This is a genomic window from Bradyrhizobium sp. WSM2793 (assembly GCF_000379585.1).
GTDB lineage: Bacteria > Pseudomonadota > Alphaproteobacteria > Rhizobiales > Xanthobacteraceae > Bradyrhizobium.
In genome coordinates this window covers 18,022-42,137 of sequence record NZ_KB902788.1, presented here as the reverse complement: position 1 = coordinate 42,137, position 24,116 = coordinate 18,022, and the positions used below count along the sequence as shown (strand labels likewise).

17 protein-coding genes and 2 pseudogenes are annotated in these 24,116 nt (G+C 65.0%); 11 read left to right on the top strand and 8 right to left on the bottom strand.

Going from position 1 to position 24,116, the window contains the following annotated elements:
- Position 1 precedes the first annotated feature (1 nt).
- Complete coding sequence (locus A3AS_RS0121835; protein WP_018319692.1) at positions 2-1,231, bottom strand: cytochrome P450; 1,230 nt, start codon at positions 1,229-1,231, stop codon at positions 2-4.
- A 126-nt stretch (positions 1,232-1,357) separates the two neighbouring features.
- Between A3AS_RS0121835 and A3AS_RS0121830 the strand changes: the two genes are divergently transcribed.
- From A3AS_RS0121830 to A3AS_RS0121815, 4 genes and pseudogenes are all read left to right on the top strand, one after another.
- On the top strand, positions 1,358-1,969 hold the full coding sequence (locus tag A3AS_RS0121830) for a TetR/AcrR family transcriptional regulator (RefSeq protein WP_018319691.1): 612 nt from the start codon (positions 1,358-1,360) through the stop codon (positions 1,967-1,969).
- Positions 1,970-2,135: 166 nt separating this feature from the next.
- Positions 2,136-3,836: a hypothetical protein gene (locus A3AS_RS0121825; RefSeq protein WP_018319690.1), complete on the top strand. Its 1,701-nt coding sequence runs from the start codon at positions 2,136-2,138 to the stop codon at positions 3,834-3,836.
- Between the two features lie 77 nt (positions 3,837-3,913).
- A pseudogene (locus tag A3AS_RS43690) lies at positions 3,914-4,228 on the top strand (TetR family transcriptional regulator C-terminal domain-containing protein); the annotation flags it as partial.
- A gap of 132 nt (positions 4,229-4,360) precedes the next feature.
- On the top strand, positions 4,361-5,287 hold the full coding sequence (locus A3AS_RS0121815) for a catalase (RefSeq protein ID WP_026202240.1): 927 nt from the start codon (positions 4,361-4,363) through the stop codon (positions 5,285-5,287).
- Between the two features lie 23 nt (positions 5,288-5,310).
- On the opposite strand, the gene A3AS_RS0121810 is transcribed toward A3AS_RS0121815, so the two are convergent.
- Complete coding sequence (locus A3AS_RS0121810) at positions 5,311-6,243, bottom strand: AraC family transcriptional regulator (RefSeq protein ID WP_018319687.1); 933 nt, start codon at positions 6,241-6,243, stop codon at positions 5,311-5,313.
- A 390-nt stretch (positions 6,244-6,633) separates the two neighbouring features.
- Here A3AS_RS0121810 and A3AS_RS0121805 point away from each other — a divergent pair, with 390 nt between their 5' ends.
- The 6 genes and pseudogenes from A3AS_RS0121805 (at position 6,634) to A3AS_RS0121785 (ending at position 11,822) form a co-directional block, all read left to right on the top strand.
- Positions 6,634-7,593 carry an AraC family transcriptional regulator gene (locus A3AS_RS0121805; protein ID WP_245283251.1) on the top strand — a complete coding sequence of 320 codons (960 nt, stop codon included), beginning with the start codon at positions 6,634-6,636 and terminating at the stop codon, positions 7,591-7,593.
- Between the two features lie 96 nt (positions 7,594-7,689).
- Positions 7,690-7,950: pseudogene (locus tag A3AS_RS0121800) on the top strand (helix-turn-helix transcriptional regulator); the annotation flags it as partial.
- A 97-nt stretch (positions 7,951-8,047) separates the two neighbouring features.
- Entirely contained in the window at positions 8,048-8,368 is a 321-nt protein-coding gene (locus A3AS_RS45410) for a hypothetical protein (protein ID WP_084674884.1), read from the top strand.
- A gap of 123 nt (positions 8,369-8,491) precedes the next feature.
- Positions 8,492-9,697, top strand: coding sequence for an NAD(P)/FAD-dependent oxidoreductase (locus A3AS_RS0121795; RefSeq protein WP_018319684.1), 1,206 nt, complete (start codon positions 8,492-8,494; stop codon positions 9,695-9,697).
- 87 nt (positions 9,698-9,784) lie between these two features.
- Entirely contained in the window at positions 9,785-10,738 is a 954-nt protein-coding gene (locus tag A3AS_RS0121790; protein WP_018319683.1) for an MBL fold metallo-hydrolase, read from the top strand.
- A 130-nt stretch (positions 10,739-10,868) separates the two neighbouring features.
- The gene (locus A3AS_RS0121785) at positions 10,869-11,822 is read left to right on the top strand and encodes an MBL fold metallo-hydrolase (RefSeq protein WP_018319682.1); all 954 of its coding nucleotides are present in this window, start codon (positions 10,869-10,871) and stop codon (positions 11,820-11,822) included.
- Between the two features lie 74 nt (positions 11,823-11,896).
- Here A3AS_RS0121785 and A3AS_RS0121780 read toward each other — a convergent pair whose 3' ends face one another.
- From A3AS_RS0121780 to A3AS_RS0121770, 3 genes are all read right to left on the bottom strand, one after another.
- Positions 11,897-14,479 carry an EAL domain-containing protein gene (locus A3AS_RS0121780; protein WP_026202238.1) on the bottom strand — a complete coding sequence of 861 codons (2,583 nt, stop codon included), beginning with the start codon at positions 14,477-14,479 and terminating at the stop codon, positions 11,897-11,899.
- A 157-nt stretch (positions 14,480-14,636) separates the two neighbouring features.
- Entirely contained in the window at positions 14,637-15,938 is a 1,302-nt protein-coding gene (locus tag A3AS_RS0121775) for an MFS transporter (protein WP_018319681.1), read from the bottom strand.
- A gap of 103 nt (positions 15,939-16,041) precedes the next feature.
- Positions 16,042-18,432 (bottom strand): EAL domain-containing protein, encoded by a 2,391-nt coding sequence (locus tag A3AS_RS0121770; RefSeq protein WP_245283250.1) that lies wholly within the window; start codon positions 18,430-18,432, stop codon positions 16,042-16,044.
- A gap of 328 nt (positions 18,433-18,760) precedes the next feature.
- On the opposite strand from A3AS_RS0121770, the gene A3AS_RS0121765 reads away from it, so the two are divergent.
- A complete protein-coding gene (locus A3AS_RS0121765) occupies positions 18,761-19,927 on the top strand; it encodes an ABC transporter substrate-binding protein (protein ID WP_018319679.1) in 1,167 nt (388 codons plus the stop codon).
- A gap of 6 nt (positions 19,928-19,933) precedes the next feature.
- On the opposite strand, the gene A3AS_RS0121760 is transcribed toward A3AS_RS0121765, so the two are convergent.
- The 3 genes from A3AS_RS0121760 to A3AS_RS0121750 are packed head-to-tail and all read right to left on the bottom strand — an operon-like array spanning position 19,934 to position 23,829.
- Positions 19,934-20,911 (bottom strand): NAD(P)-dependent oxidoreductase, encoded by a 978-nt coding sequence (locus A3AS_RS0121760; RefSeq protein WP_018319678.1) that lies wholly within the window; start codon positions 20,909-20,911, stop codon positions 19,934-19,936.
- Between the two features lie 12 nt (positions 20,912-20,923).
- A complete protein-coding gene (locus A3AS_RS0121755) occupies positions 20,924-22,798 on the bottom strand; it encodes a TRAP transporter large permease subunit (RefSeq protein WP_018319677.1) in 1,875 nt (624 codons plus the stop codon).
- Positions 22,798-23,829 carry a TRAP transporter substrate-binding protein gene (locus A3AS_RS0121750; RefSeq protein ID WP_018319676.1) on the bottom strand — a complete coding sequence of 344 codons (1,032 nt, stop codon included), beginning with the start codon at positions 23,827-23,829 and terminating at the stop codon, positions 22,798-22,800. Before A3AS_RS0121750 ends, A3AS_RS0121755 begins: the two co-directional genes overlap by 1 nt.
- Positions 23,830-24,116: the final 287 nt, after the last annotated feature.

Genomic DNA, 24,116 nt, shown 5'->3' with positions numbered 1-24,116 from the left:
CTCACCAGCTCGCCGGCAGCCGCTTCAGGCCGCGCAGCACGAAGGTCGGCCGCCATTCCGGGTTTTCGACGTTGTCGATGCGCAAATCGGGCAGCCGCCGCAGCAGCGTGGCAATGGCGATCTCGGCCTCGATGCGCGCCAATTGGGCACCGAGGCAGAAATGGATACCGCCACCGAACGACAGTGGTTTCACATTCTGGCGGGTGACATCGAGTTGGTCGGGCCGATCGGGATAGACCGCGGGATCGCGGTTGGCCGAGCCGAGCAGGCACAGCACGGTCTCGCCCTTGGGGATCCTCTTGCCGCCGAGATCCTCGATCTCCTCCAGCGCGACGCGTCCGGTCATCTGCACCGAGGAATCGTAGCGCAAGAATTCCTCGATCGCGCCTGCCATCAGCTCGGGGCGCGCCTTGAGCAGCGCAAGCTGGTCCGGATTGCGGTGGAGCGCGAGCAGGCCGTTGCCGATGAGATTGACGGTGGTCTCGTGGCCGGCGCCGAACAAGAGGATGATGTTGGCGGTCAGCTCCTCGTTGGTGAGCTTGTTGCCGTCCTCCTCGGCCTGCACCAGCTGGGTGGTGAGATCGTCCCCGGGATTCTTGCGGCGCAGCTCGAACAGCTGCTGGAAATACATCTGCGCCATCAGGTTGCCCTCGTTGCCCTTCCTGATCTCCTCGGCAGTGAGCGGAACGGGGTCGAGCAGCCGCCCGCCGTCACGCGAGCTCTTGTAGAAGACCTCGCGATGGTCCTCGGGGATGCCGAGCATCTCGCAGATGATGGTCACGGGCAGGCGGAAGGCGAAATCCTCGATCAGATCCATGTGGCCGCGGTCGATCACCGCATCGATAGCCTGGTCGACGATCTCCTGGATGCGCGGCCGCATGTCCTCGACGCGGCGGGCGGTGAAGGCCTTCACGACGAGGCCGCGCAGGCGGGTGTGGTCGGGCGGATCGGCCTGCAGCATCCAGTGGCTCATGCTGCGGAACACCGGCTCGTCCATGATGGCGGCGCTATATCGGCGCTTGGAGCGCTCGACGAAATCCTTGCCGAAGCGCTTGTCGCGCATCACGAGGCTGACGTCGGCGTGGCGACTTGTGACGAACTGGCCGAACGGCGTCACGTGGATCGGATCGTTCGTGCGCAGCCGTTCATAGTGCGGATAGGGATCGCGGATGAAGTCCGGCGACAGCGGGTTGAACAGCGGTCCGCCTGCGCTTTGCACGTGCTCGTTCATGGTGGCCTCAATCGGTTGCCGATGACACCGAATACGCCGATCACAGCCCTGCCCGGCGTAACCATCCCTGAATTATCAACTCGATACATTGTTGTATCGAGTTGCATTCTGCCCTAACCTCGTCCGATGTCAAGGGTGAGAACCAGACCGACCAGGGACGATACGCGCGACAAATTGTTCGAGGCGGCCGCGCGCGTGTTCGAGCAGGACGGCATCGGCGGCGCCAGCATCGAGGCGATCGCGGCGGCGGCAGGCTTCACCCGCGGCGCGTTCTATTCCAACTTCAAGAGCAAGGACGAGCTGATCATCGCCATGCTCGAGGACCATGTCGAGCAGTCGATCCGACGTAACATGGACATCCTCGCCCAGCACGACAATCTCGACGACTTCATCGCTGCGCTGAAGGCGATGGACCGCTCGCGGCAGGATCCCCTCGCCCGCTCGCCGCTGCTGCACATGGAGATGATCCTGTTCGTCGCCCGCGCCGAGAAGCGCCGTCCCGAGCTTGCCAAACGCCTGCGCGCGCGGCGCAAGCTGGTGGCCGACATCGTCGAGGCGACGTTGAAGAGCAACGGACGCAACGACAATCTGAATCCGCCCTGGATGGCCTCCGTCGTGCTGGCGCTCGAAGACGGCTTTCGCCTGCACCGGCTGATCGATCCCGAGACGACGCCTGCGGATAGCTTCTTGCGTGCGATCACGGATTTGCGGCGGAGGACGGGGCTGGCGTCGGACTAGGGTGTCGCGGTATCTTCCGTCCGCGGGCGATTAACTCATCATTTACGCCAAATGATTGCCGAAGAAGTTTGGGCAACGTCGGCGCAGGACTTCCGGATAAGAGTAGCAGCCCAAAGCAACCACAACCTCATTGACCGGACGCCGGTCGTTCGAGAGCCAGCTTCTCATGCGCATCCTGGGGCAGATCGTCGTTGGTCTTCTCATCCTGACCGTCGCGTTCGTACTGCTCGGCGTGGTACAATTCCCGGTGTTAATGCTCGCCTTCGTCGCCCCGACGATCGCAGGCCTGATGAATTTCGTCTGGTTCGCGGTGATGATCGGATTGGTGATCTATGGGATGGCGCGATCGAAGCCGGGATTGGCGCTCTCGCCTCTTGTTTTCATCGCAATATGGGCCGGCGCGGGCGTCGTCGGCCAGTGGCGGCTGCAGAAGAGTATTGATCCGAAGGTATGGGATCGCCCGATCAGTCCAGAAGCGAGCGCTCAACGCACGCTGATCGTGAAGTCGCCACCGACCGTCGACAACAAGATCGTCGCCGATGGTCGTGTCGATCGCCTGATCAAGCTGCGGCTCGACAGTTCAAACCAGAAGATTTCCAGCATTGAAGAGGTTTCGCTTGCGAAGGGCGATGCGTGCTCGGCCGAAGAAAAGCAGGCTTCGCAGCAATTGCAGAACGAGCGGCGTTCTGACGAGTGTTTCAAATGGCGCAGCCTCGCCGAGATACCCGACGGTCTGGTGATCGAGCAATTCTACCGGATCGGCGTCAACAACGGCGGCTCTGGCTGCTGCAATGAGACTCAAGCTAGATTGCGGACCGGCGGCCAGGAGCGACCGCTGTTCTCGTGGTATCAGGGACAAGCCTACGTGCTGTCCTATTTTCCGCTATTCGGCTTCTTTTCCCCTTCGACACGCCCTTGGGAAATCGGCTCCGGGATCTCCCATCCCGTACGGTACGGGCTCGACGAGATCGATTCCCCGAAGATGATCAGCGCGATCTACGGCGTCACTCCTCCTTACGCCTCGGACCGCGGCGGGCCTGTGCCGCTCGCGACGTTGAGCGCTTCGGAAACGCTGGATCAGGCGCAGACATTTGCGAAGCTGGCCAATGTCAGCCCGAAGAGCGTCGCAGCTATGCTAATTGCAGCGCGGGACAAGGGCATTGTCGACCAGCGCTCGATAGATGCCGCCACGTCTCTCGTCGGACGTGAAAGCGAGGGCTGGACGGCGGTGACGGATTTTGCGAAGGGCCTCACCAATGACCAGACCGCATTGCTGGTCGAGAAGGTGGTGCAGCGTCTCGAGACACCGGGCATCTGCGACGAATGTATCGCCAGCCAATCGGTTGCCAACCCCTCCCTGCGCGAGTGGAAACTGAGTGAGCGGCTGCCAAGTGCCCAGGCGTTGCTCGACCGGGTCATCCGGATCTTCGTGGAACACCACGATCTTGCGACATGGCAATACGAGGGCTGCTTGAGGATCATTACGAGTCTTGGGCCTCAAGGCTATCCGGCGGCGCGCAACTATATGTACAAGAGCGTTCGCCCGCTGATTTTTTTCGACGACACGCTGGCCTATTCCGACAAGGCCATCGCAATGCTGCGAGGCACGCACGACCGGCCATCCAACGAGGTCGTCAGGCTTGCCGCGAAATTCGACTTGGTACGCGACCGTGATCTGAAGGAGTATATGACCCGGATTTGGAGCGGCGAGCTGACAAGCCTGCCGCAGAGGAACGCGTCGCCGGAGACCTACGCCATCGCCACCAAGGCCTGCGCACGCATCGCGCGGATTTCGGACCCGGTTCTTCGCGCCGAGAAATTCGGGGTCGATTGCCCCGTGCCTCAATCCAGCCGCGCGCCGAAATGAACCCGGGCTCGTGAACGACCAACCTCAATCTCGATCTGGACAAGCGCCTTCTGGCCCGCGGCGTAATCGGGCCGATCCGCTCGCCGCTGCTGCACATGGAGATGATCCTGTTCGTCGCCCGCGCCGAGAAGCGCCGTCCCGAGCTTGCCAAACGCCTGCGCGCGCGGCGCAAGCTGGTGGCCGACATCGTCGAGGCGACGTTGAAGAGCAACGGACGCAACGACAATCTGAATCCGCCCTGGATGGCCTCCGTCGTGCTGGCGCTCGAAGACGGCTTTCGCCTGCACCGGCTGATCGATCCCGAGACGACGCCTGCGGATAGCTTCTTGCGGGCGATCACGGATTTGCGGCGGAGGACGGGGCTGGCGTCGGACACGGGGGCGTTTTCATAGCGCGCGGTGGCCCCGAGCAAGCGAGCCGCGAGATTTGTCGCAGGATCGGACAAGGCGCGCCCGCTTTGGGAAAGAAGCTCGATCCGCCCTGCGTCACAAACGAGCGCCATCGTTCGAACCCAGGGTTTCGTCCTGCCTCAGTTCCCCAGCGGCGCTGCCACGCCGACGTCTGTTGTCGATGCCCTGAAGGCGGTTGCCGGGCTTCCGCCAAAGGCACGGGCGAGCTTTTCCTGGGGCCAATGCGTTCGCGGCACCTACACCCCGTCGCATCAGGCCGAGGAGATCACCAGATCCCGCAGCTTCACCAAGCCGTCCCGGGTGCTGGCGCGGTTCTCGGCGGACGGCTGCACCCCGGATGCGGTGGTCACTGACAGGTGCTCGCTGCGTGGCTTCAGCTTCCGGCTCGGCAGCGAGGGGCAGCGCTCCGCGATACTCACCCAGAGCGCGCCGGTTCATTTCGCCAGAACACTCGACCAGATGCTGGCCTTCCTCCAGGCGCGCATGCCGGGACCGGACAGCAAGCAGGACATGGCGCAGGTCGAGGCATTCTCCGCCGCCAATCCCGAAACGCTGCATCAGGCAAGCTACCTTGCCGTGCACCCGCCACCCGCAAGCCTTGCGTGCACGACCTATTGGGGCGTGCACGCCTTTCCCGCGACGAATGCAAATGGCGAGACACGGTTCATCAAATTCAAGGTCGCGCCGGTCGGCGAGGAAGGCAGGCCGCCCGAGGACGCCGCCGCGGCCGAGTCCACCGGCCTTCTGCGCGGCGAGCTCGAAGCCCGGATCGGGGCACGCGATGTCAGGTTCAGCGTGATGGCGCTGCTGGACCGGCCCGGCGACCCCGTCATGGACGTGACCGAGCGTTGGCCCGATGAGGATGCGCGCGAAGCGGTACGCCTCGGAACGATCGTGATCACGGGCACAGAATCAGACGAGGCGTGCGACGGGTCCGCGTTCAATCCGGCCAATCTTGCCGACGGCATCGGCCACCCGCCGGACGAGATGTTTGCAGCGCGCAGCGCCGCCTATGCCATCTCTCAGGCACGGCGCCGTTGAGCGGATGGCGTCTTGAGCCCGGATCACGTTTCGCTTTCCGGCACGCCCTGCGCCTCGCGGCGCCATATTCCCGGGCTCATCCCGACCACCGAGGAAAACACCCGGGTGAAGTGGCTTTGATTGGCGAACCCGGCCGATATCGCAATCTCCGCCAGCGACAGGTCGCGCACCGTCATCAATTGCTTGGCCGTGTCCACGCGCTGGCGCAGCAGCCATTGGTGCGGCGGCAGGCCGGTGGAGACGCGAAATGCACGCGAAAAATGACTGACGGAGAGATCGAACTCGGCTGCGATCTTGTCCAGTGAGAGCTTTCCGCGGAGATCGGATTCCAGCCTTTCGCAGGCCCGCTTGACCTGCCAAGGAGCAAGGCCGCCGCGCGCCGGCTCGGCGGCGCACCGCAATCCGCCGTAGGTCGTCGCAACATGTGCGGCGAGCGCGAGCATCATGTGGTCGATGAAGAGCTGGTTGGCCTCATCAGGCTGGCGCAATGCCGCCAGGAACGATGCGCCGAGATGGCGGATCGTCATATCGTCATGGCCGACGCCGGGCTGATAGGCGAGTTCGCCAATCCTTGGCGCGCCGCCTTGCCTCGCCATGTCGTCCAGCACTGAACGGGGCAGATGGAAGAACAGAGAATGGAAAGGCTTGTCGATCACATAGCGCGGATCGCGTTTAAGGTCGTACAGATAGGTGGCGCCGGCGCGGATATCGCTCTTGATCACGCAACGGCCACGCTCCCAGCACTCGCAATCGGCGAAATCGCGAAATTTGAGGCTGACGAGATAGGCGTCCTCCGAGGGCATCGAATCGGAAAGACGCGGCATGGGATGGTCATCCCGGGTCTCGGTGACGGCGAGCTCGGCGCTGCGCAGCGAACGCGTGACCAGCGTTGGCGGCGCATCTTTCAGATGCAGGAAACGTTCGACCTTCTGCGCGAAGGCAGCTGCCTGTGTCATGGCCGTGATCTCGTATGAGAGGGGACTTGGGAGCGCGGCGCCATCGCCAAATCACCCCTAATTATCCGACATCGCCAAGCGACGGTCCAGACCAGCGCGTCGGAGCGGCAGCCGTATGACGGCCCGCCGCATTTATTGCCTCAGACCGCCTTTCACGAGCAATTTCAACGGGTTTTGTTACCTCTCGCGCAATCCCGGCTCAATGCCTCGGCAAGCGCGTCGCCGGCCCATCGTGCGTTTGTGAAAGCGCGCGCCGGCTTGGAGCAGGATCGGACAAAGCATCACCGCTTCAGGAAATACACGGAACCTTCGCAGCGCATAGAACACGCGCCGACCCGTACAAGTACGGACACTGATCGAAAGCTTGAGCTGATCAGGAGGAGCCACGCAATGACCGGGAGCACTGCACTCATGCGCAATCCCTCGCACCAGGGCTTGCCACCCCCGCCGGGCTCACAGCCGCACGATCGCTCGAGCTCCGAGCGACGCGCCGATGCGGAAATGGCGCGCGTGCTCGGGACCGAGCCACTTCGCATGGCACTGGACTCCTCCGGCGCCGGGATTGCCCATTGGAAACATGATCGATTGCACGACGTCGTCGAGCCCATGAGCCACCACGTGATCATGGCCCATAACGGCATGGTGCAGCGCATGGAGCGGCGGACAGGAAAATCGGTTGCGATCGGCACGTTTCGTCGCGGGGTCGTGGTCATCATTCCGGAAGGATCAAGCTCCCGCTGGGACATTCCGAAGCCCGTCGATGTGGTTCAACTGTATCTTCCCGATGCAACGTTGAAGCGCGTTGCTCGCGAAGCCGAGATCACGGGAACGAACGAGCTGCTGGAGCGGACGGCGCATCCTGACCCCATTACGTCTCGGCTGCTCCTGAGCGCGGCTGATACGCTGGGAGGCAATGAAGCCCTGGATACGCTGTTTCGGCATCAGCTGACGGATCTTCTGGCCACGCGCCTGCTGGTTGCGCACACAGGTTCGCCAGCCACGCTCCAGCCGACCATGGGCGGGCTGTCGCCGAAGATCCTGCTCTGTGCGATCGAACGATTGCGCTCGGACAGCGATGCGGACGTCTCGCTCGATGCGCTGGCTTCCGATGCCGGACTATCGCGCTTTCACTTCTGCCGCGCCTTCAAGGAGAGCACCGGCCTTTCCCCGCACTCCTGGCTGCGCCAACACCGGCTCGAGCAGGCCATGAAGATGCTGCGCGACAGCGACGAAGCGGTCGTCTCGATCGCCGCGGCGCTGGGCTATTCGTCGCAGACGGCGTTCGCAGCAGCCTTCAGGAAGCTGACCGGCGAGACGCCGAGCGACTGGCGCAGGCGGCACGCGCGCTAACGAGCCCCGCCGATCCAGTCCGTCATCGGCGGACTGTCAGCGACGACACTGAACCGCGCGATCCAGCGCCTGCGGTTCGAAGTCGAGGCGGACCTGTCACTCGCCGCGCTGGTGTCGGATGCAGGGCTGTCGCGCTTCCATTTCCGCCGCGCGTTCAAGGAAAGCACTGGACTTTCACCGCATGCCTGGCTGCGCCAGCACCGGCTCGAGCAGGCCATGAAGATGCTGCGCGACTCCGACGATTCGATCGTCTCGATCGCAGCTGCGCTTGGCTATTCCTCGCAAACGGCGTTCGCAGTCGCCTTTAAAAAGCTGACCGGCGAGAGCCCGAGCGAATGGCGCAGGCACAAGCGTTAGCAGCAATCGCGATGCAACCACGGCAATCGCTCTGGCGCAGCGGCAGATTCGATCCGCTAGACCATCACCGTGCCAGACCAATCGACGGAGACCGAAGATGACCTGGAAAAACTTCATCAGCCGGCGGGTGATCGCTTCGCGACGCCGAGGCCTTGCAACCGCAACATTGTACGGACTCTCGCTGGCCGTTCGCTTCACGTCGGCGACGGGCGAGCAGGTTGAGATTCCGGCGCAAGCCATGCATCCGACCTACCCGCTGGTGTCCATCATGACCCGGGATGGCTCCGGTCTTCCCTACCAGGACTGGGGCCCGAGGACGACTCAGCCGGTTGTCTTTCGTCAAGGTTGGCTACGCCAAAGTTCGTTGCACCAAGGCTGGCCATCGAGTTCGCCGCTGTCGCGCTGCGCCGTGCCTTAAGGCCGGCGATTCACTTCACCTCTTCGTGCCGTCACCGGACGCTGCCTCAAGCGGAGCAGCGACGGCGCGCGCGCGGACTTTCGAAACGCAGAGATCGAAACGCAGAGATCAAGGAGCAAACTCATGCGACTAGTCATCATCGGCGCCGGCTTCGCCGGCATGTACGCCGCCCTTTCCGCCGCCCGCCTGCGCGAAATCCAGGGCGTTTCGCCAGACCAGCTCGAGATCGCGCTGGTTGCCCCCGAGCCGACGCTCGTGGTTCGCCCGCGGCTCTATGAACGAAAGCCCGAGACCCTGACGGCGCCCTTGCTCGACGTGCTCAGGGCCATCGATGTTACCTATGTGCAAGGCAGCGCCGAGACGGTCGACACCAAATCGAGCATGGTCAAGATCGCGACAGTGAAGGGCACGAAAAAGACGCTCTCTTACGACCGCCTCGTCGTGACCACCGGCAGCCGGCTGTTTCGCCCGAACATTCCGGGTCTTTCCGAGCACGGCTTCAGCGTCGATTCGCTCGAGGATGCGATCATGCTCGACAAGCACCTGCACGGTCTCGCCAAGCGGCCCGCCACGAGCGGGCGCGACACGGTCGTCGTCGCCGGCGGCGGCTTCACGGGCATCGAGGCGGCCACCGAAATGCCGGCGCGGCTTCGCGAAATCCTCGGCACGAGCGCAAAGACTCGCGTCATCATCGTCGAGCGCAACAATGCGATCGCGCCCGATATGGGCGCAGGCCCCCGCCCGGTCATCGAGGAAGCCCTGCGCAAGGTCGGCGTGGAGACACGGATCGGCGCCGGCGTCGCCTCGCTCGATGAATCCGGCGTTACGCTATCGAGTGGCGAGCACATCGAAACCGAGACCGTGATCTGGGCGGCGGGCATTCGCGCCGCGCCGTTGACAACGCAGATTCCCGCCGAGCGCGACAGTTTCGGCCGGTTGCTTGTCGACCGCTGCCTGCAGGTGACAGGCGTTCAGGGCGTCTTCGCGGCCGGCGATGCGGCGCGTGCGGCCTGCGACGACGAGGGCAATTACGCGCTGATGTCGTGCCAGCACGCCACGCGGATGGGCGCCTTCGCCGGCAACAATGCCGCAGCCGAGCTGCTCGGCCTCACGACCAGGCCTTACCACCAGAAAACCTATGTCACCTGTCTCGACCTCGGCGAAGCCGGCGCGCTGTTTACGCGCGGCTGGGAGCGCAACGTCGAGATGGTCGGCGACGTCGCCAAGAAGACGAAGCGGGAGATCAACACGGTCTGGATCTACCCGCCGCGCGCCGAGCGTGCCGCCGCGCTCGCGTCAGCCGATCCGGAACGCGTGACTGATCTCTAGACGCCCACCTGATGACGGCCGCGCTCCTGCGGGCGCGGCCCGCTGCAGCCCCTCAACAATCCACATGCGAACAGAGGAGTCTCAAAGATGAATCAGATGATCTCTCACGCTCAGAAGGAGACGAACATGAACCTGCACGACACCACACATTTCGACAGAGCGCGGTCCGACGAGCTGGTTCCGTCGCGTTATGCGCTCCGTGTCGGCGAGATCGACGTGATGGTGATCAGCGATGGCGTGCTGACACCGCCCGCGGAGTCGATGGCCACCAACGCCGACCCGGCTGCACGAGGCGCGTGGCTGGACGACATGTTCCTGTCGCGCGACGCGTTCGATTGGGCGCTGAACGAGGTCGTGGTGCGCAGCGGCGACCAGACCATCCTCATCGACAGCGGGCTCGGTGTGGAGTACCCGGAATTTCCGCGAGCCGGGCAGCTCGGCTCGCGGCTCGATGCTGCCGGCATCGATCTTGGATCGGTGACCGACGTGGTGCTGACCCACATGCACTTCGACCATGTTGGCGGACTGCTCGTCGACGGGGTGAAAGAGCGGCTGCGTCCGGACCTGCGGATTCACGTGGCTGCGGCCGAGGTCAAGTTCTGGGCAGCGCCGGATTTCTCCCGCACCGCCATGCCGCCGGCGCTCGCCGACCTGGCTCGGCGAGCATCCAGGCAATTCATGGACGAATACCGCGACCAGCTGCGCACTTTCCAAGAGCAGCACGAAGTGGCGCCGGGAGTGATCGTCAGTCGCACCGGCGGTCACACCCCCGGGCACAGCGTGGTCCGCCTGGCGTCCGGCGGCGACCGGCTGATGTTCGCCGGCGATGCCATATTCCCGGTCTCGTTTGACCACCCCGAATGGCACAACGGCTTCGAGCACGATCCCGAGGAGGCGACCCGCGTCCGGATCGGGCTCATGCGCGAGCTGGCGGAGACGGGCGCGTGGCTCGTCGCCACGCACATGCCGTTCCCGTCGATCGGCCGGGTAGCGACCGCAGGCGACCTGTTTCGTTGGGTCCCGACCTGGTGGGACTACTAACCGCGTGTTGGATCAGGTCGCCCCAGCACGCCCCAATCTCCGAACACCTCAAGGCATTGACCGCACTGCCCACGGCAGACGCGCGGTCACTTACTGAACTGCGTCAAGACAGAACGAAGGAGCTTTCAAGATGAACCAGACGATCCGTAACACTGAGGAGACGAACATGAACCTGCACCACACCACACGCCCCGGCGAGCCGGGGTCCCAAGAGCTGGTTCCTTCGCGCTACGCGCTGAAGATCGGCGAGATCGACGTGATGGTGATCAGCGACGGCGTACTGACGCTGCCAGGCGCGATGCTGGCCCACAACGCCGACCCGGCCGTCCGCGCGGCGTGGCTGAAGGACATGTTCCTGCCGCCGGACGCGTTCGATTGGGCGCTGAACGTGGTCGTGGTGCGTAGCGGCGACCGGACCATCCTCGTCGACGCCGGACTGGGATCCGACCCGGACTTGCACTTGCCGCGGGCCGGCCAGTTGAGCAAACGACTGGAAGCCGCCGGTATCGATCTTGAGTCCGTGACCGACGTGGTGCTGACGCACATGCACATGGACCACATTGGCGGGCTGCTCGTCGACGAGGTGAAGGAGCGGCTGCGCCCGGACCTGCGCATCCACGTGGCAGCCGCCGAGGTCGCATTCTGGGAGGCGCCCGATTTCTCCCACGTCTCGATGCCGCCGGGATTCCCGGACGCGCTTCGGGCGACCGCCAAGCGGTTCGCGAAAGAATACCACAACCAGCTGCGTACCTTCGAGGACGAGCACGAGGTGGCACCGGGCGTGGTGGTCACGCGCACCGGTGGCCACACCCCCGGGCACAGCGTGGTCCGCCTGGCATCCGGTGGCGATCGGCTGACATTCGCCGGCGACGCCGTGTTCACTGTCGGGTTCGACCACCCCGACTGGCACAATGGCTTCGAGCACGATCCCGAAGAGGCGGCCCGCGTCCGGGTCCATCTTCTGCGCGAGCTGGCAGCGAACGAAGAGCTCCTCGTCGCCACGCACATGCCGTTCCCGTCCATCGGGCGGGTCGCGGTCGACGGCGACCACTTTCGCTGGGTGCCAGCCTTCTGGGACTACTGACCGCTCGTCGGGTTAGAGCCGGGGATGCGTACTCACCGCATGAGTGAGTTCGCACCCTGTGTTCGGCGCGGCCCCTAAGCCGACCGCCTTACGGCGTCGCTGCCTGCCGGCGCAACATCCAGCCGCCCCAGCATCGCCCTCGCCTGCTCGGCGCAGTGCTCGATCAGCCAGCGCTCGAACGCGACGGGGGGAAGTGCGGGGGCGTAGAAGAAGCCTTGCACGACGTCGCAGCCGAGCTCGGCCAGGGTCTTGCGCTGGCCTTCGGTCTCGACGCCCTCGGCGACGACGGTCATGCCGAGGCCCTGGCCGACGCGCACCACGGCGGTGGCGATCGCGAGCGCGCCGGCGTCACGCTCGATATCGCGCATGAAACTGCGGTCGATCTTCAATTCGCGGATCGGCAAATGCGCGAGACGGCTGAGGCTGGAATAGCCGGTACCGAAATCGTCCAACGAGAGCCCGACGCCGAGCTCGCGAATCGCGTTCATCGTCTCGAGCGCGGCGACGCCGTCCTGCATGAAAGCGCCTTCGGTGATCTCCAGCATCAAGGCGTCCGCCGACAGATCGTATTCGGAGAGAATGTCCTTGAGCCGCGCGGCCAGCGTGACGTTGCGGAAATTGATCGGTGACAGGTTGACCGACACGCTAGGGATGTTGAGCCCGGCGCGACGCCAGCTCGCCATCTGCCGGCAGGCCTCGCGCACCGACCACAGTCCGATCTGCTCGATCAGGCCGCACTCCTCGGCGAGCGGGATGAATTTTGCCGGCGAGACGTCGCCGAGCACGGCATCACGCCAGCGCGACAGCGCCTCGACGCCGTGGATGGCGCCGTCGCAGCTGCGGATCTGCGGCTGGTAACTGAGAGTCAGCGCGCCTTCGGCGATGGCACGGCGGAGCGCCGCGATCAGCGCCAGCCGCTGCTCGGTGAGCCCGTTCATCTCGGCGCTGAAGATACGATAGGTCGAGCGGCCCGCCTGCTTGGCCATGTACATGGCGGCATCGGCCTGCTGCATCAGTGTGTCGATGTCGGTGGCATGGTCGGGATAGAGGCTGATGCCGATGCTGGCCGACATCGGCATCAGCTTCGATCCGAGCTTCAAGGGTGCAGCCAGCGCCTCCGTGATGTCGGCCGCGACGCGCGCGGCGCTCTCGGCGTTGCGTTGCGGCAGCAGGATGACGAACTCGTCGCCGCCGAGCCGTCCCAGCATGTCCTCGGGGCCGATCTGCTCGCGCAGGCGCTGGGCGAGCTGGATCAGGAGCTCGTCGCCGGCGGCGTGGCCGAGCGTGTCATTGACGTCCTTGAAATGATCGACGTCGAGAAAAGCGAGTGCGACATGGCTGCCGGTCGGGCAGGCATCGATCGCCGTGGTGATCAGGTGGCGCAGCTGCGCGCGGTTCGGCAGCCCGGTGAGAATGTCGTGATAGGCGAGCCGCGCGATCTCGGCGCGCGCTTCCTTGCGCTCGATCGCGAAGGCGCCGAGATTGACGCAGGCCTCGACGATGCGCCGGTGCCAATTGCTTGGCGCGCGCGGCTCCCGATAGTAAAAGGCGAAGGTCGCGATGACCCGGCCGTCCTTCGCCTTGACTGGCGTCGACCAGCAGGCGCGCAGGCCGATCGCGAGCGGCATCGCCTTGTAGGGCTGCCAGCGCGGATCGGTCTCCAGATCGGTCGCCAGCACCGGTTCGCCGTAGAAAGCGGCGGTGCCACAGGAGCCGACATCGGGGCCGATGGCCACGCCGTCCAGCGCGCGGGAATAATCATCGGGCAGGCTGGGGCCGCCGAGCGGATGGATCAGGCCCGCGGCATCGACGTGAAGCAACGAGCAGACCACGTGGGGCGCGATCTCCTCGACGCGACGGCACAGCCTGTCGGCGATCTCGCCGATCGGCACCTCGTCGGCGAGCGCGCCCATGATGAGTTGTTGGAGCGAGCGCAGCTGCTTGGTCTCGGTGATGTCCTCGAGCAGCGCGAAGATGTGCTTGACCCGGCCCTTCGTGTCGCGGAAGGCATCGATCCGGGCGCAGACCCAGATCTCCTCGCCGTCCTTGTCGTAGACCAGCACCTCGGCTTCGCCGCGGCAACCGCCATGCATCAGGCGCTTGATGAGCTTCGCGATGGCCTTGCGATCGGTATGCCGGCCGGCGATCAGCTCGCCAGCGCGGCGGCCCTCGGCCTCCGCGTTGCTGTAGCCGAACAGCGTCGTGAAGGCGGAATTGACATAGACGATGTTCTGCTCGGTGTCGCTGATGATCACCGCCCGGTTGGTCTGGTCGGAGACGGCGTGGAGAAGCCCGATCCTGACGCGGCGCTCGGCTTCGATGGTGACGTCACGCGCAAACAGGATGTAATGATTGGCGCCGCCGATTTTCACGGAAGACAGCGCGATAGCCGCCCTGATGCGGCTGCCGTCACGGCGCACGAGACTGATCTCGTCCCGGAGATCGGCCACCGGATCGGCCTGAAGGCATTTGAGGGCGAGAATTTCGGCATCGCGACCCAGCACGTCGGTGCGTGCCAACTTCCAGATGCGCTCCGCGGCGGCGTTGAAATGAGTGATGCGATGCGCGTCATCGACGATGACGACGCCATCGTCGGCGCGTTCGAGGGCGGCTCGCAGCACGTCCGGAATTTCAGTGAGACAATCGAAGGCGGACATCGTTTGACCCGGCGATATCGGGAAACTACGGCAAGCGGTCCGACGCTAACGCTCCGATGGTGTCCAAGTCGTTTTTTGCCGCGTCATTCCTCCTCGCCAAGAGGCGGCATGCTTAACGATCCGCGAAAACGGCGACGGTATCTTGATGGGTGCGGAACTAATCCGCGCCGGTTCCCGCGTGAAGCTTGTGCAGCCGGCCGGCGACGGCCCGCACCTTGCGCGGCGCGGCCTGCCAGATCGAGAGCGCCGACAAGGCGCTCACGATCATCGCGATGGCGAAGGCGAGCGTGTAGTCACCAGTGCGATCGTAGAGGAAGCCGGTCACCCACGGTCCGGCCGCACCGCCCGCCAGCGCCGCCAGCATGATCGTGCCGAAGATGCTGCCCTGGTGCTTGCCCTGGAAAATCTCGAACACCACCGCGCCCATGATCGAGGTGAGGCCGTAACCGAACGCGCCTTGCGTAAACACCATCACGTAGACCAGCCACAGCGACGGCTGGAACTTCAGCGCCATCAGCGCCGCAAAGCAGATCACAAAGCCGGCGCAACTGATCGCCCACACCCATTCCCGCCCGATCCGGTCGGAGACATGGCCGAGCAGGATCTGGCCGGGAATGCCGAGCAGGCTGACGATGCCGAGCGCCCACACCGCGACACCGGGACTGAAGCCGATGTCGAGCAGGAATTTGGTCTGGTGCACCTGCACCGCGTACCAGATGTACAGGCCGCAGAAATAGCCGAGTGCGATCCACCAGAATCGCGCGGTCGCGACGGCGCGTTTCAGCGTCCAGTCGGTCTCGACCCAGACGGGATCGACGACGTTGGAGATCGGCTGGGCCGCGCCCGCGGCCGGGACGGCATCGCCGTCCGGTTCGAGGCCGATGTCCTGCGGGCGCTTGTGCAGCAGCAGATTGACCGGCGCCAGCACGACCAGGACGAGCAGGCCCATCGCGGTGCAGGCGGTGCGCCAGCCGGTCTGCTCGATCATGTGCTGCACCCAGGGCAGCAACGTCACCGAGCCGATGCCGACGCCGGCGAAAGCGATGCCAATGGCGAAGCCGCGCTTGCGGATGAACCAGTTCGGCAGGAACAGCGATTGGCCGGAATAGCCGAGACACACCGATCCGGCACCGACCATGACGCCGATGGTGACATAAAGATGCCAGGGCGCGCTGGTAAGCGGCGCAAGCAGCAATCCGCCGCCCATCAGCACGACGCCGAGCTCCATCACCGCGCGCGGGCCGGCGCGGTCCATCAGGCGGCCGATCAGCGGGCTGACAACCCCCGACACCACGAAGCCGAAGGAAAAGGCGCCCGCGGTGACGCCGCGCTCCCAGCCGAATTCGGAGACGATGGGAGGAAAGAACAGTGAAAAGGCGGTGCGCGCGTTGACGCCGATGGCCATGGTGACGAAGGTCACGGCGACCACGACCCAGCCGTAGAAGAACGGAAGCCGCATGGTGTGCTTATTTCATCCCTAGACGGTCCTTCCGACCATCCGGGGATGTCCGGGTCAAGCTATTTCCGCGCATACCCGTCGGGCGAGATGCGTCAGGACCATCTCAGGCGGCGTCGCGCCGCGAGGATTTAACCGGCGCATCGAACAGGATCCGCTCGATCGGCTGCGGGCGGCCGAACAGATAGCCTTGCGCGAAATTGACGCCGAGCGCCTTCAGCCGCTCGTACTCCTCGCGGGTCTCGACGCCCTCGGCGGTGACCGACATGTCGAGCCCGCGCGCCAACGTCACGATCGAGGAGATGATGGCGGAGCTGCGCGGCTGCTGGGTGAGGTTGCGGATGAACGACTTGTCGATCTTGATCTTGTCGAACGGGAACGCCGTCAGATAGCTGAGCGAGGAATAACCGGTGCCGAAATCGTCGAGCGCGAGCTCGACGCCGAGCTGCTTCAGCCGCTGCATGAAGGCGTGGTTCTCGACCCCGCGCTCCAGCAGCACGGATTCCGTGATCTCGATCTCCAGCCGCTGGGGCGGCAGGCCGGAATCGGCGAGCGCCGCGCAGATCACCTCGAACAGCCGGGCCTCCTTGAACTGGATCGGCGACAGGTTGACGGCGACCGCGAGGCCGGAGGGCCAGCCGGCCGCATCCGCGCAGGCGCGCCGCAGCACGAACTCGCCGAGCGGCACGATCAGCCCGGTCTCCTCCGCAAGCGAAATGAACTGGTCCGGCGGAATCAATCCGCGTGTCGGATGCCGCCAGCGCACCAGCGCCTCGAAGCCGCGCCGCGCGCCGCTGAGGGCGTCGACGAACGGCTGGTAGTGCACCTCCAGCTGGCACCGCGCGATGGCGTCGCGCAGATCCCCCTCCAGGGTGTTGCGTGCCTCCAGCTCGGCCGACATCGCCTCGTCGTAGATGGTGAAGCAGTTGCGGCCTGCCGATTTCGAACGATAGAGCGCAAGGTCCGCCTTCTTCAGCAATTGCTCCTGATCGCTGCCGTGATCCGGCGCGATGGCGATGCCAATGCTGGTGCCGATCTCGACGCGGTGACCAGGCAGCAGGAACGGTTCGGTCAAGAGCTTGGCAATCCGCGCCGCCAGCTCGGTCGAGCAGGCGCGCTGATCCTCGCCGGTTTCCTGGATGATGGCGAACTCGTCGCCGCCGAGCCGCGCCAGCACGTCGTTGGCGCGCACGGCGGATTTCAGCCGCTGCGCTACCTGGCGCAGCAATGCATCGCCAGCGCCGTGACCGAGCGAGTCGTTGACGTTCTTGAAGCGGTCGAGGTCGAGCATCAGGATCGAGAACGGCAGGCCCCGCACGATGAGCTGGCTGTTCATCTCGTCGAGCCGGGTGAGGAAGAAGGCACGGTTCGGCAGTCCGGTCAGGATGTCGGTCTGGGCGAGCTCGAGCACCCGCCGGTTCGCCAGCGACAGCCGCCGCGAATTGCGGCTCGCAAGCATGAGATAGGTCGACAGCGACAGCGTCAGCAGCATGCCGACGATCAGCACGGCGCCGGCGCGATCGTAAGTCGTCTCCAGCGGGCCACCCGCGGTTGGAACCGCCCGCACCTGCCAATCGGTGTCGCCGATCTTGAGGCTGCCCGACCAGTGCAGCGCCCGCGCGACGTCCCGCATCGACTGCGGCGCCGTGGCCGCCGACGAATAATCCGGCAGCATCTGCTCCAGGCTGACGATCTGCGCCGTGAAAGGCGGATAGACGTTCATGCTGACCGCGGGGCTTGCTCCGGTCGTGACGCGAATTGCCTGGATCAGCAGCGGCATGTCGAAGATGCCGACCACGAAGCCGGCCAGATTGCGGCGCCGATCCGCGACCGTGTCGCGCGAGGTCCCCTTGGCGTAGACGGGAACGGCAACGAGGACGTCGGGCAGCCGGCCGCCCTCCTTCGGTTCGAACAGGCGCGTGCGAATGGCTGCGACCTTGTCGTTGTCGCGGGCGCGCTCCAGCACCGCGCGGCGCTCCGGGACGGTGGCGTAATCCATGCCGTACACCGCCGAGGTCTTCGGCTGGGTCGAGTAGAACACCGGAAAATATTCATCGGTCTGCGGCGCCGTCGCAAAGCCCGCGCCCTGGAGCGACTTGATGCGATAGCCGGACACGCCGTCCGCGATCGCCGCGGTCTCGTATTCGGTGCGTTCCTTGCGGTTGACGCGCGGCAACCAGGCGATGCGCAGCATGCCGGGATGGCGCTCGAACAGACGGGCGCTGAAGGTTTCGAACTCGCTGCGGGTGACCTCGTCGTTGGTCGATTCGAACAGCGTGCGCAGCGCGACGAGCCGGGAGATGTATTCGCCCATGCCGTTCTGCATGACGATCGCTTCGGTTTCGGCCGCGTTCTCGAACTCGATCCTGTTGACGCGATCCTCCCATCGCGCCACGGCGGCCGCGCCCACGACCGAAAACAGAAGACCGACGCCGACCGCGACGAGCGCAGGGCGATAAAGCCCGAGCAGCGGCGCGGCACGCCACCATCCGGTCATACGCCTCCGATCCTGATCGTTCTGATCGCGATCGCCCATCTTGAAGCCGCCGTCCCCCTGTCCGCGACGAACCGAACCTCTGGTTGAGGTGCCGGCGCCGCTATCGGAACAAGACCGCGGTTAAGAACTGCACAATTTCGGAACCCCTCCATTCCGCAACGCGTGAATTAGTTAATGAAGTGCCCGAATGATCCGGCATTGTGGAAACAAGTTGCCGGTTTTGCCCGGAGTACTACGGGCTGCCGACACGTCGCCGGTTAGCCAGCTATTCAGGCTCGCAGGAATATGTTGCGCAAGGCTCCTCCCCATCATTCGGCAAAACTCCCTGATGTATCGATTTCGATCAGCGACATCCCTCGTCCTGACCATCGCGCTCCTCGCCGCGACCATGCTCGCAGCCAGAGCCGACGAGGCCGGCGTCAGCGAGGATGCGATCCTGTTCGGCCAGGCCGCCGCGCTGGAAGGGCCCTCCTCCGCGCTCGGACAGCGCATGCGGCAAGGCATCGTCGCGGCATTCACCGAGATCAACGCCAAGGGCGGGGTCCACGGCCGCAAGCTCCAGCTCATCAGCCGCGACGACGGCTACGACCCCGACCGTTCGGTGGCGCAGACGCTGCACCTGATCGAGGACGACAAGGTGTTCGCGCTGATCGGCGCCGTGGGCACGCCGACCGCGATGGCGACAATTCCGATCACCAGCGCCAGGAACGTTCCCTTCATCGGTCCGTTCAGCGGCGCCGAATTCCTGCGCGACCTCGAGCTTGCCAACGTCGTCAACATCCGAGCGAGCTATGGTGCGGAGGCCGAGGCGTGGATCAAGCACCTCACCGAGGATCGCCACTTCACCCGCATCGGCATCTTCTACCAGGACGACTCCTTCGGCCGGGACGGTCTGGTCGGCGTCAAGCGCGCGCTCGCCAAGCGCGGCCTCGAGCTTGCCGCCGAGGGCACGTTCGAGCGCAACACCCGCGCGGTCACCGCAGCCTGGCGGGTGATCAGGCGCGCCGAACCCGAGGCCATCGTGATGGTCGGGACCTATGGGCCCTGCGCGGAGTTCATCAAGCTCGCGCACCGCAGCGGTTTCCATCCGACCTTCGTCAACGTCTCCTTCGTCGGCGCCAATGCGCTGGCCAAGGAGCTCGGCCCCGAGGGTGAAGGCGTCATCGTCTCACAGGTCGTGCCGTTTCCATGGGACCGCTCGCTCAAGCTCGTCGCCGACTACCAGGCGGCGCAGAAGGCGTTCGATCCGACCCTGACGCCGGACTTCGTGTCGCTGGAAGGCTATCTCTCCGGCCGGCTCGCGGCCGCGGCGCTGGAAAGGGCCGGGCCGAACCCGACGCGCGCGAGCCTACTCCGCGCCATCAACGATGTCGGCCGCTTCGACATCAGCGGCAGCACCGTCGATGTCGGCATCCGCATGATCGATGCGCCGCCGAAGGTGTTTTTGACGGTGATCCAGAAGGACGGAACGTTTAGGGCGGTGGACCGGCTATGAGGCCGCTCACGGCCGCCGCGTCCAGCGGTCGGCATTGACGGCACCCGGCGGGATCTCGCCCTTGACGATTGCCTCGACCTGCCGAACCGTTTCCAGCGACTGATATTCGATCGCCTGCGGCGTCAGCCCACCGACATGCGGCGTCGCGATGACGTTGGGAAGCTTCGCCAGCTCCGGCGTCGGCATCTGGTCGGGCGCGCGGCCGACATCCATCGCCGCGCCGGCGATGCGATGCTCCAGCAGCGCGCGCGCCAGCGCCGGCTCATCGACGAGATTGCCACGCGAGAGGTTGATGAAGACGGCATGCCTCTGCATGCGGGCCAGCGCCGCTTCGCCGATCAAATTCTCGGTCTGCTCGTTAGCGATCGCGAGGCAGACGACGTAGTCCGACGCGGCGAGGAGCTCGTCGAGACCGACCTGCCGGATCGCCGCGTCGCTGACGGTTGCGAAGGGATCGGCGACCAGCACCTCCATGCGCAGCACCTTTGCGACCTCGGCGAGATAACGGCCGATGCTGCCGTAACCGATAATGCCGATTTTGCTGCCCGCGAGCTGGCGGCCCATCCGCGCCTCGACCTTGCGGCCGGCTTGGTAGTCCGCCGTCGCCCGGGATATGCCGCGGGAGAGATCGACCATGAAGCCGAGTGCGAGCTCGGCAACGGCCTGCACGAAACCGGGTCCGGCGCGGGTCACGAGCACGCCAGCGTTTGAAGCCGCTTCCACATTGACGTTGCGGATATCGACCGCGCAGCGGACGAAGGCGCGCAGACGCGGCAGCGCTGCGAAGATCTCGCCGCGCCCTTCGGTCATGCGGTCTGCGACGATGATGTCGGCATCTTGCGCAGCACGCACGAGGCCGGCGGCGTCCAGGGTTTCGTCGCTCTCGTGCAGGATCACCTCGGCGGCCGCGCGTAGGCCGCTCAGGCTGCGATCGCCATAGTAATTGCGCCGCATCTCCGGTGTGTGCGCGAGCATAACCTTCACGTCAAAACTCCTTCAGTAGCCGAATGCCCGCGGCAGCGCGGTGCTCAGCCATGGCACGAAGGCGATGACGAGCAGGCAGAGGAACAACAGGCCGAGATAGCCCATGATCGGCTTCACCGTCTGCTCGATCGGCACGTTGCCGATCAGGCAGGCGCCGTAGAGCCCGAGCCCGAGCGGCGGCGCGAACAGGCCGATGCCCATGGCGATGACCAGCACGACGCCGAAATGCAGGGGATCGACGCCGAGCTGCACCGCGACCGGCAGCAGCAGCGGCCCGAAGATGATCAGCGCGGCCGCCCCTTCCAATACCGAGCCCATCACGATCAGCACGGCGATGGCAAGCAGGATGAACAGCCAGACGCCTGAGGTCTTCGACAATCCGAGCATGAAATCGCCGACCGCATGCGGCACCTGCTGCAAGGTCAGCGGGAACGCGAGCGACTGCGCGGCAGCGACGATGAACAGCACGAGACCGGCGCGCGTCGCCGCCTGCACGAAACTATGCGCAGCCGATTTGAAGCTGAGCTCGCGAAACACCACGCTGCCGACCACGAGCGCATAGGCCACGGCAAAGGCCGATATCTCCGTCGCGGTGGCAAAGCCGCTCTTGAAGCCGAAGAAGATCATGAAGATGAGGCCGAACGAGGCGATCGCGCCGCTCCAGAGCCCCGACACCGGCATCTGCGGCTCGACGTCCTCGACCTTGTCCGGCCGCTTGCCGAAGATGATGGACACCGCGATCAGAACCAGCGCCATCAGCGCCGACGGCAAGAGACCGGCGACGAACAGGCCGCCGATCGACAAATTGGCGACAAAGCCCAGAATGATCAGGTTGATGCAGGGCGGGATGGTCTCCGCCATCACCGCGGACGCCGCCAGCAGCGCCACCGCGCCGCCGAGGTTCTGCTTCGAGCGGCGCGCCGCCGGGATCAGCACCGAGCCGACCGCGGCAACATCGGCCATCTTCGAGCCAGAGATGCCCGAGAACAGCACCATCGACGCCACCATCACGACGTTCAGCCCGCCGCGCATGCGCCCGACCGCGCGCTGCAGCAGCTCGATCAGCCGCACCGACATGCCATTGGCTTCCATGAGGTAGCCGACGAGGATGAAGAACGGGATCGCAAGCAACACGAAATTGTCGATGCCGCGCGCCATCTGCTGGGCGAAGATGACGCCGGGCAGCGCGCCCTCGACCCAGATGAAGATGAGCGCAGCGAGCGCCAACGCAAAGCCGATCGGCAAGCCGCCGAACAGCGTTACGAAGAAGCCGATCAGCATCAAGGTGCCCGCCGACGGCACCGAGGACGGCGACAGGTAATCCCAAGCCAGATAGAGGCCCGTGACGATGATGATCGCAACGAGCCCCCTGATGATGTCGGGGAACGGGCGCGCGCAGAGATGGTCGATCGCGAACACCGTCATGAACAGCGCGCCGACGCCCATCGGATAGAAGGTCAGCTCCAGCGGCAGGCCGGAGCCGGTGGTCTGGCCTGCGGTCAACGAGCCCAGCTTGATGGCGTTGTAGGCGACGTAGCCGGAGATCAGCACGACCAGCAGCGCGCCGGCGGCATCGACCAGCGTGCGCAGGCGCAGCGGCAGGAGATCGCGGAAGAAGGAGACACCGACATTCTCGCCGCGCGCGAGCGCGCTCGCGGCGCCGAAGAAGGCCGAGCCCACCATCAATCCGCGTGCGACGTCGTCGGACCATTCGACCGGCGCGTTGAAGAAGAAACGCAACAGCACCGAGACGCAGACCACCACGAGATCGGCGGCGAGCAGGATAGCCGCGATCGCATCGCTGAGCCGAAGCAGCAGGGCGATGCTGCCGTGGCGGCCGGCCGAAACGGGCACGGCGGCCGTCACCACCATCTCGGACCTGGCCATCAGGCTTGCGTCGCGCGGACGATGTCGATGACGGCCTTGGACTCCGGACGGGCCTTGATGAAGTTCTCGATCTGCGGCGCGACGCGCTTCTTGAAGGCCTCGCGGTCGCATTCGGCCACGGTCACGCCCTTCTCGGTCAAGGCGGCCAGCGCCTCCTTCTCGACTGCAAGCCCATGCACACGCGTGTCGGCCGCGGCCTTCTTCGCGGCATCGAGAAAGCCCTCGCGCAGCTTCGGGTCCATGCGGTTGTAGGTCATGTCGCTGAAATAGATCGCAAGCGGCGAGAAATTATGCTGCGTCAGGGCGTAGAATTTCGCCGTCTCGAAGAACTTGCTGGCCAGGATCGTCGGCGGATCGTGCTCCAGGCCGTCAAGCACGCCGGCCTGCAGGGCCGTGTAGATCTCGCCGAAGGCCAGCGGCGTCGCGGCGGCGCCCATCAGCCGCAGGCATTCCGTGATGACGGGGTTCGGCAGCGTCCTGATCTTGAGGCCGGCGAGATCTTCCGGCGTTTTCACCGGCTTCTTCGCCAATACGCTGCGCGAGCCGAAATTATAGGCCCAGGCGATGATGCGGATGTTGCCGCCCTTGAGCAGGGCGTCCTCGATCGGCTTGGCCGCGCCGGCATCGAACGCCTTGGTCTGCTGCGGGAAGCTGGAGAACAGAAAGCCGAGATCGTAGGTGCCGACCAGCGGCACCAGATTGGCCGAGATCGAGGAGCCCGACACCATGAGGTCGATGACGCCGAGCTTCACCGAGTTGATGACGTCGATCTCCTGGCCGAGCTGGTTGTCGGGGAAGAAGGCGACCTCGATTTGCTCGCCGAGCCCGTTGCCCTTCAAATTCTTGACGAGGTTGTCGTAGTAGACGCGACCGTTGGCGAATTTGGGATCGTTCGGCAGCGAGGAGGAGCATTTCAGCTTGAGCGTCGCGGCTTCGGCGCGGCCGATGATGGCGGGGGAGAGCACGAGGCCGGCGGTGACCGCCGCCGATGACTTGATGAACGCGCGACGGTTCACGGGCACGATGGTCATGGTGCGGTCTCTCCCACATTATTTTTTTGTTCGCCGCGGTCGTTGCCGTGGCCTGTTGCGCGGACTTTATGGCCAAAGCGACGGCGCAGGCAAGCGGGGCGGCTGGCAACCGCAGAGCGTGCGCGAAGTGCGTTGGGTAGTCCGTGAGCGCTTCGAAACGACTACGATTCCCGGGGATTTTGCGATAGTGATCGGCCTGCGGCCATATCCGCGCAATGGGCACCGTCGCGTCGAGCCTGCATCAATCCAATTGGAGCATGGATCAATGCGTGATTCACATGGATGGG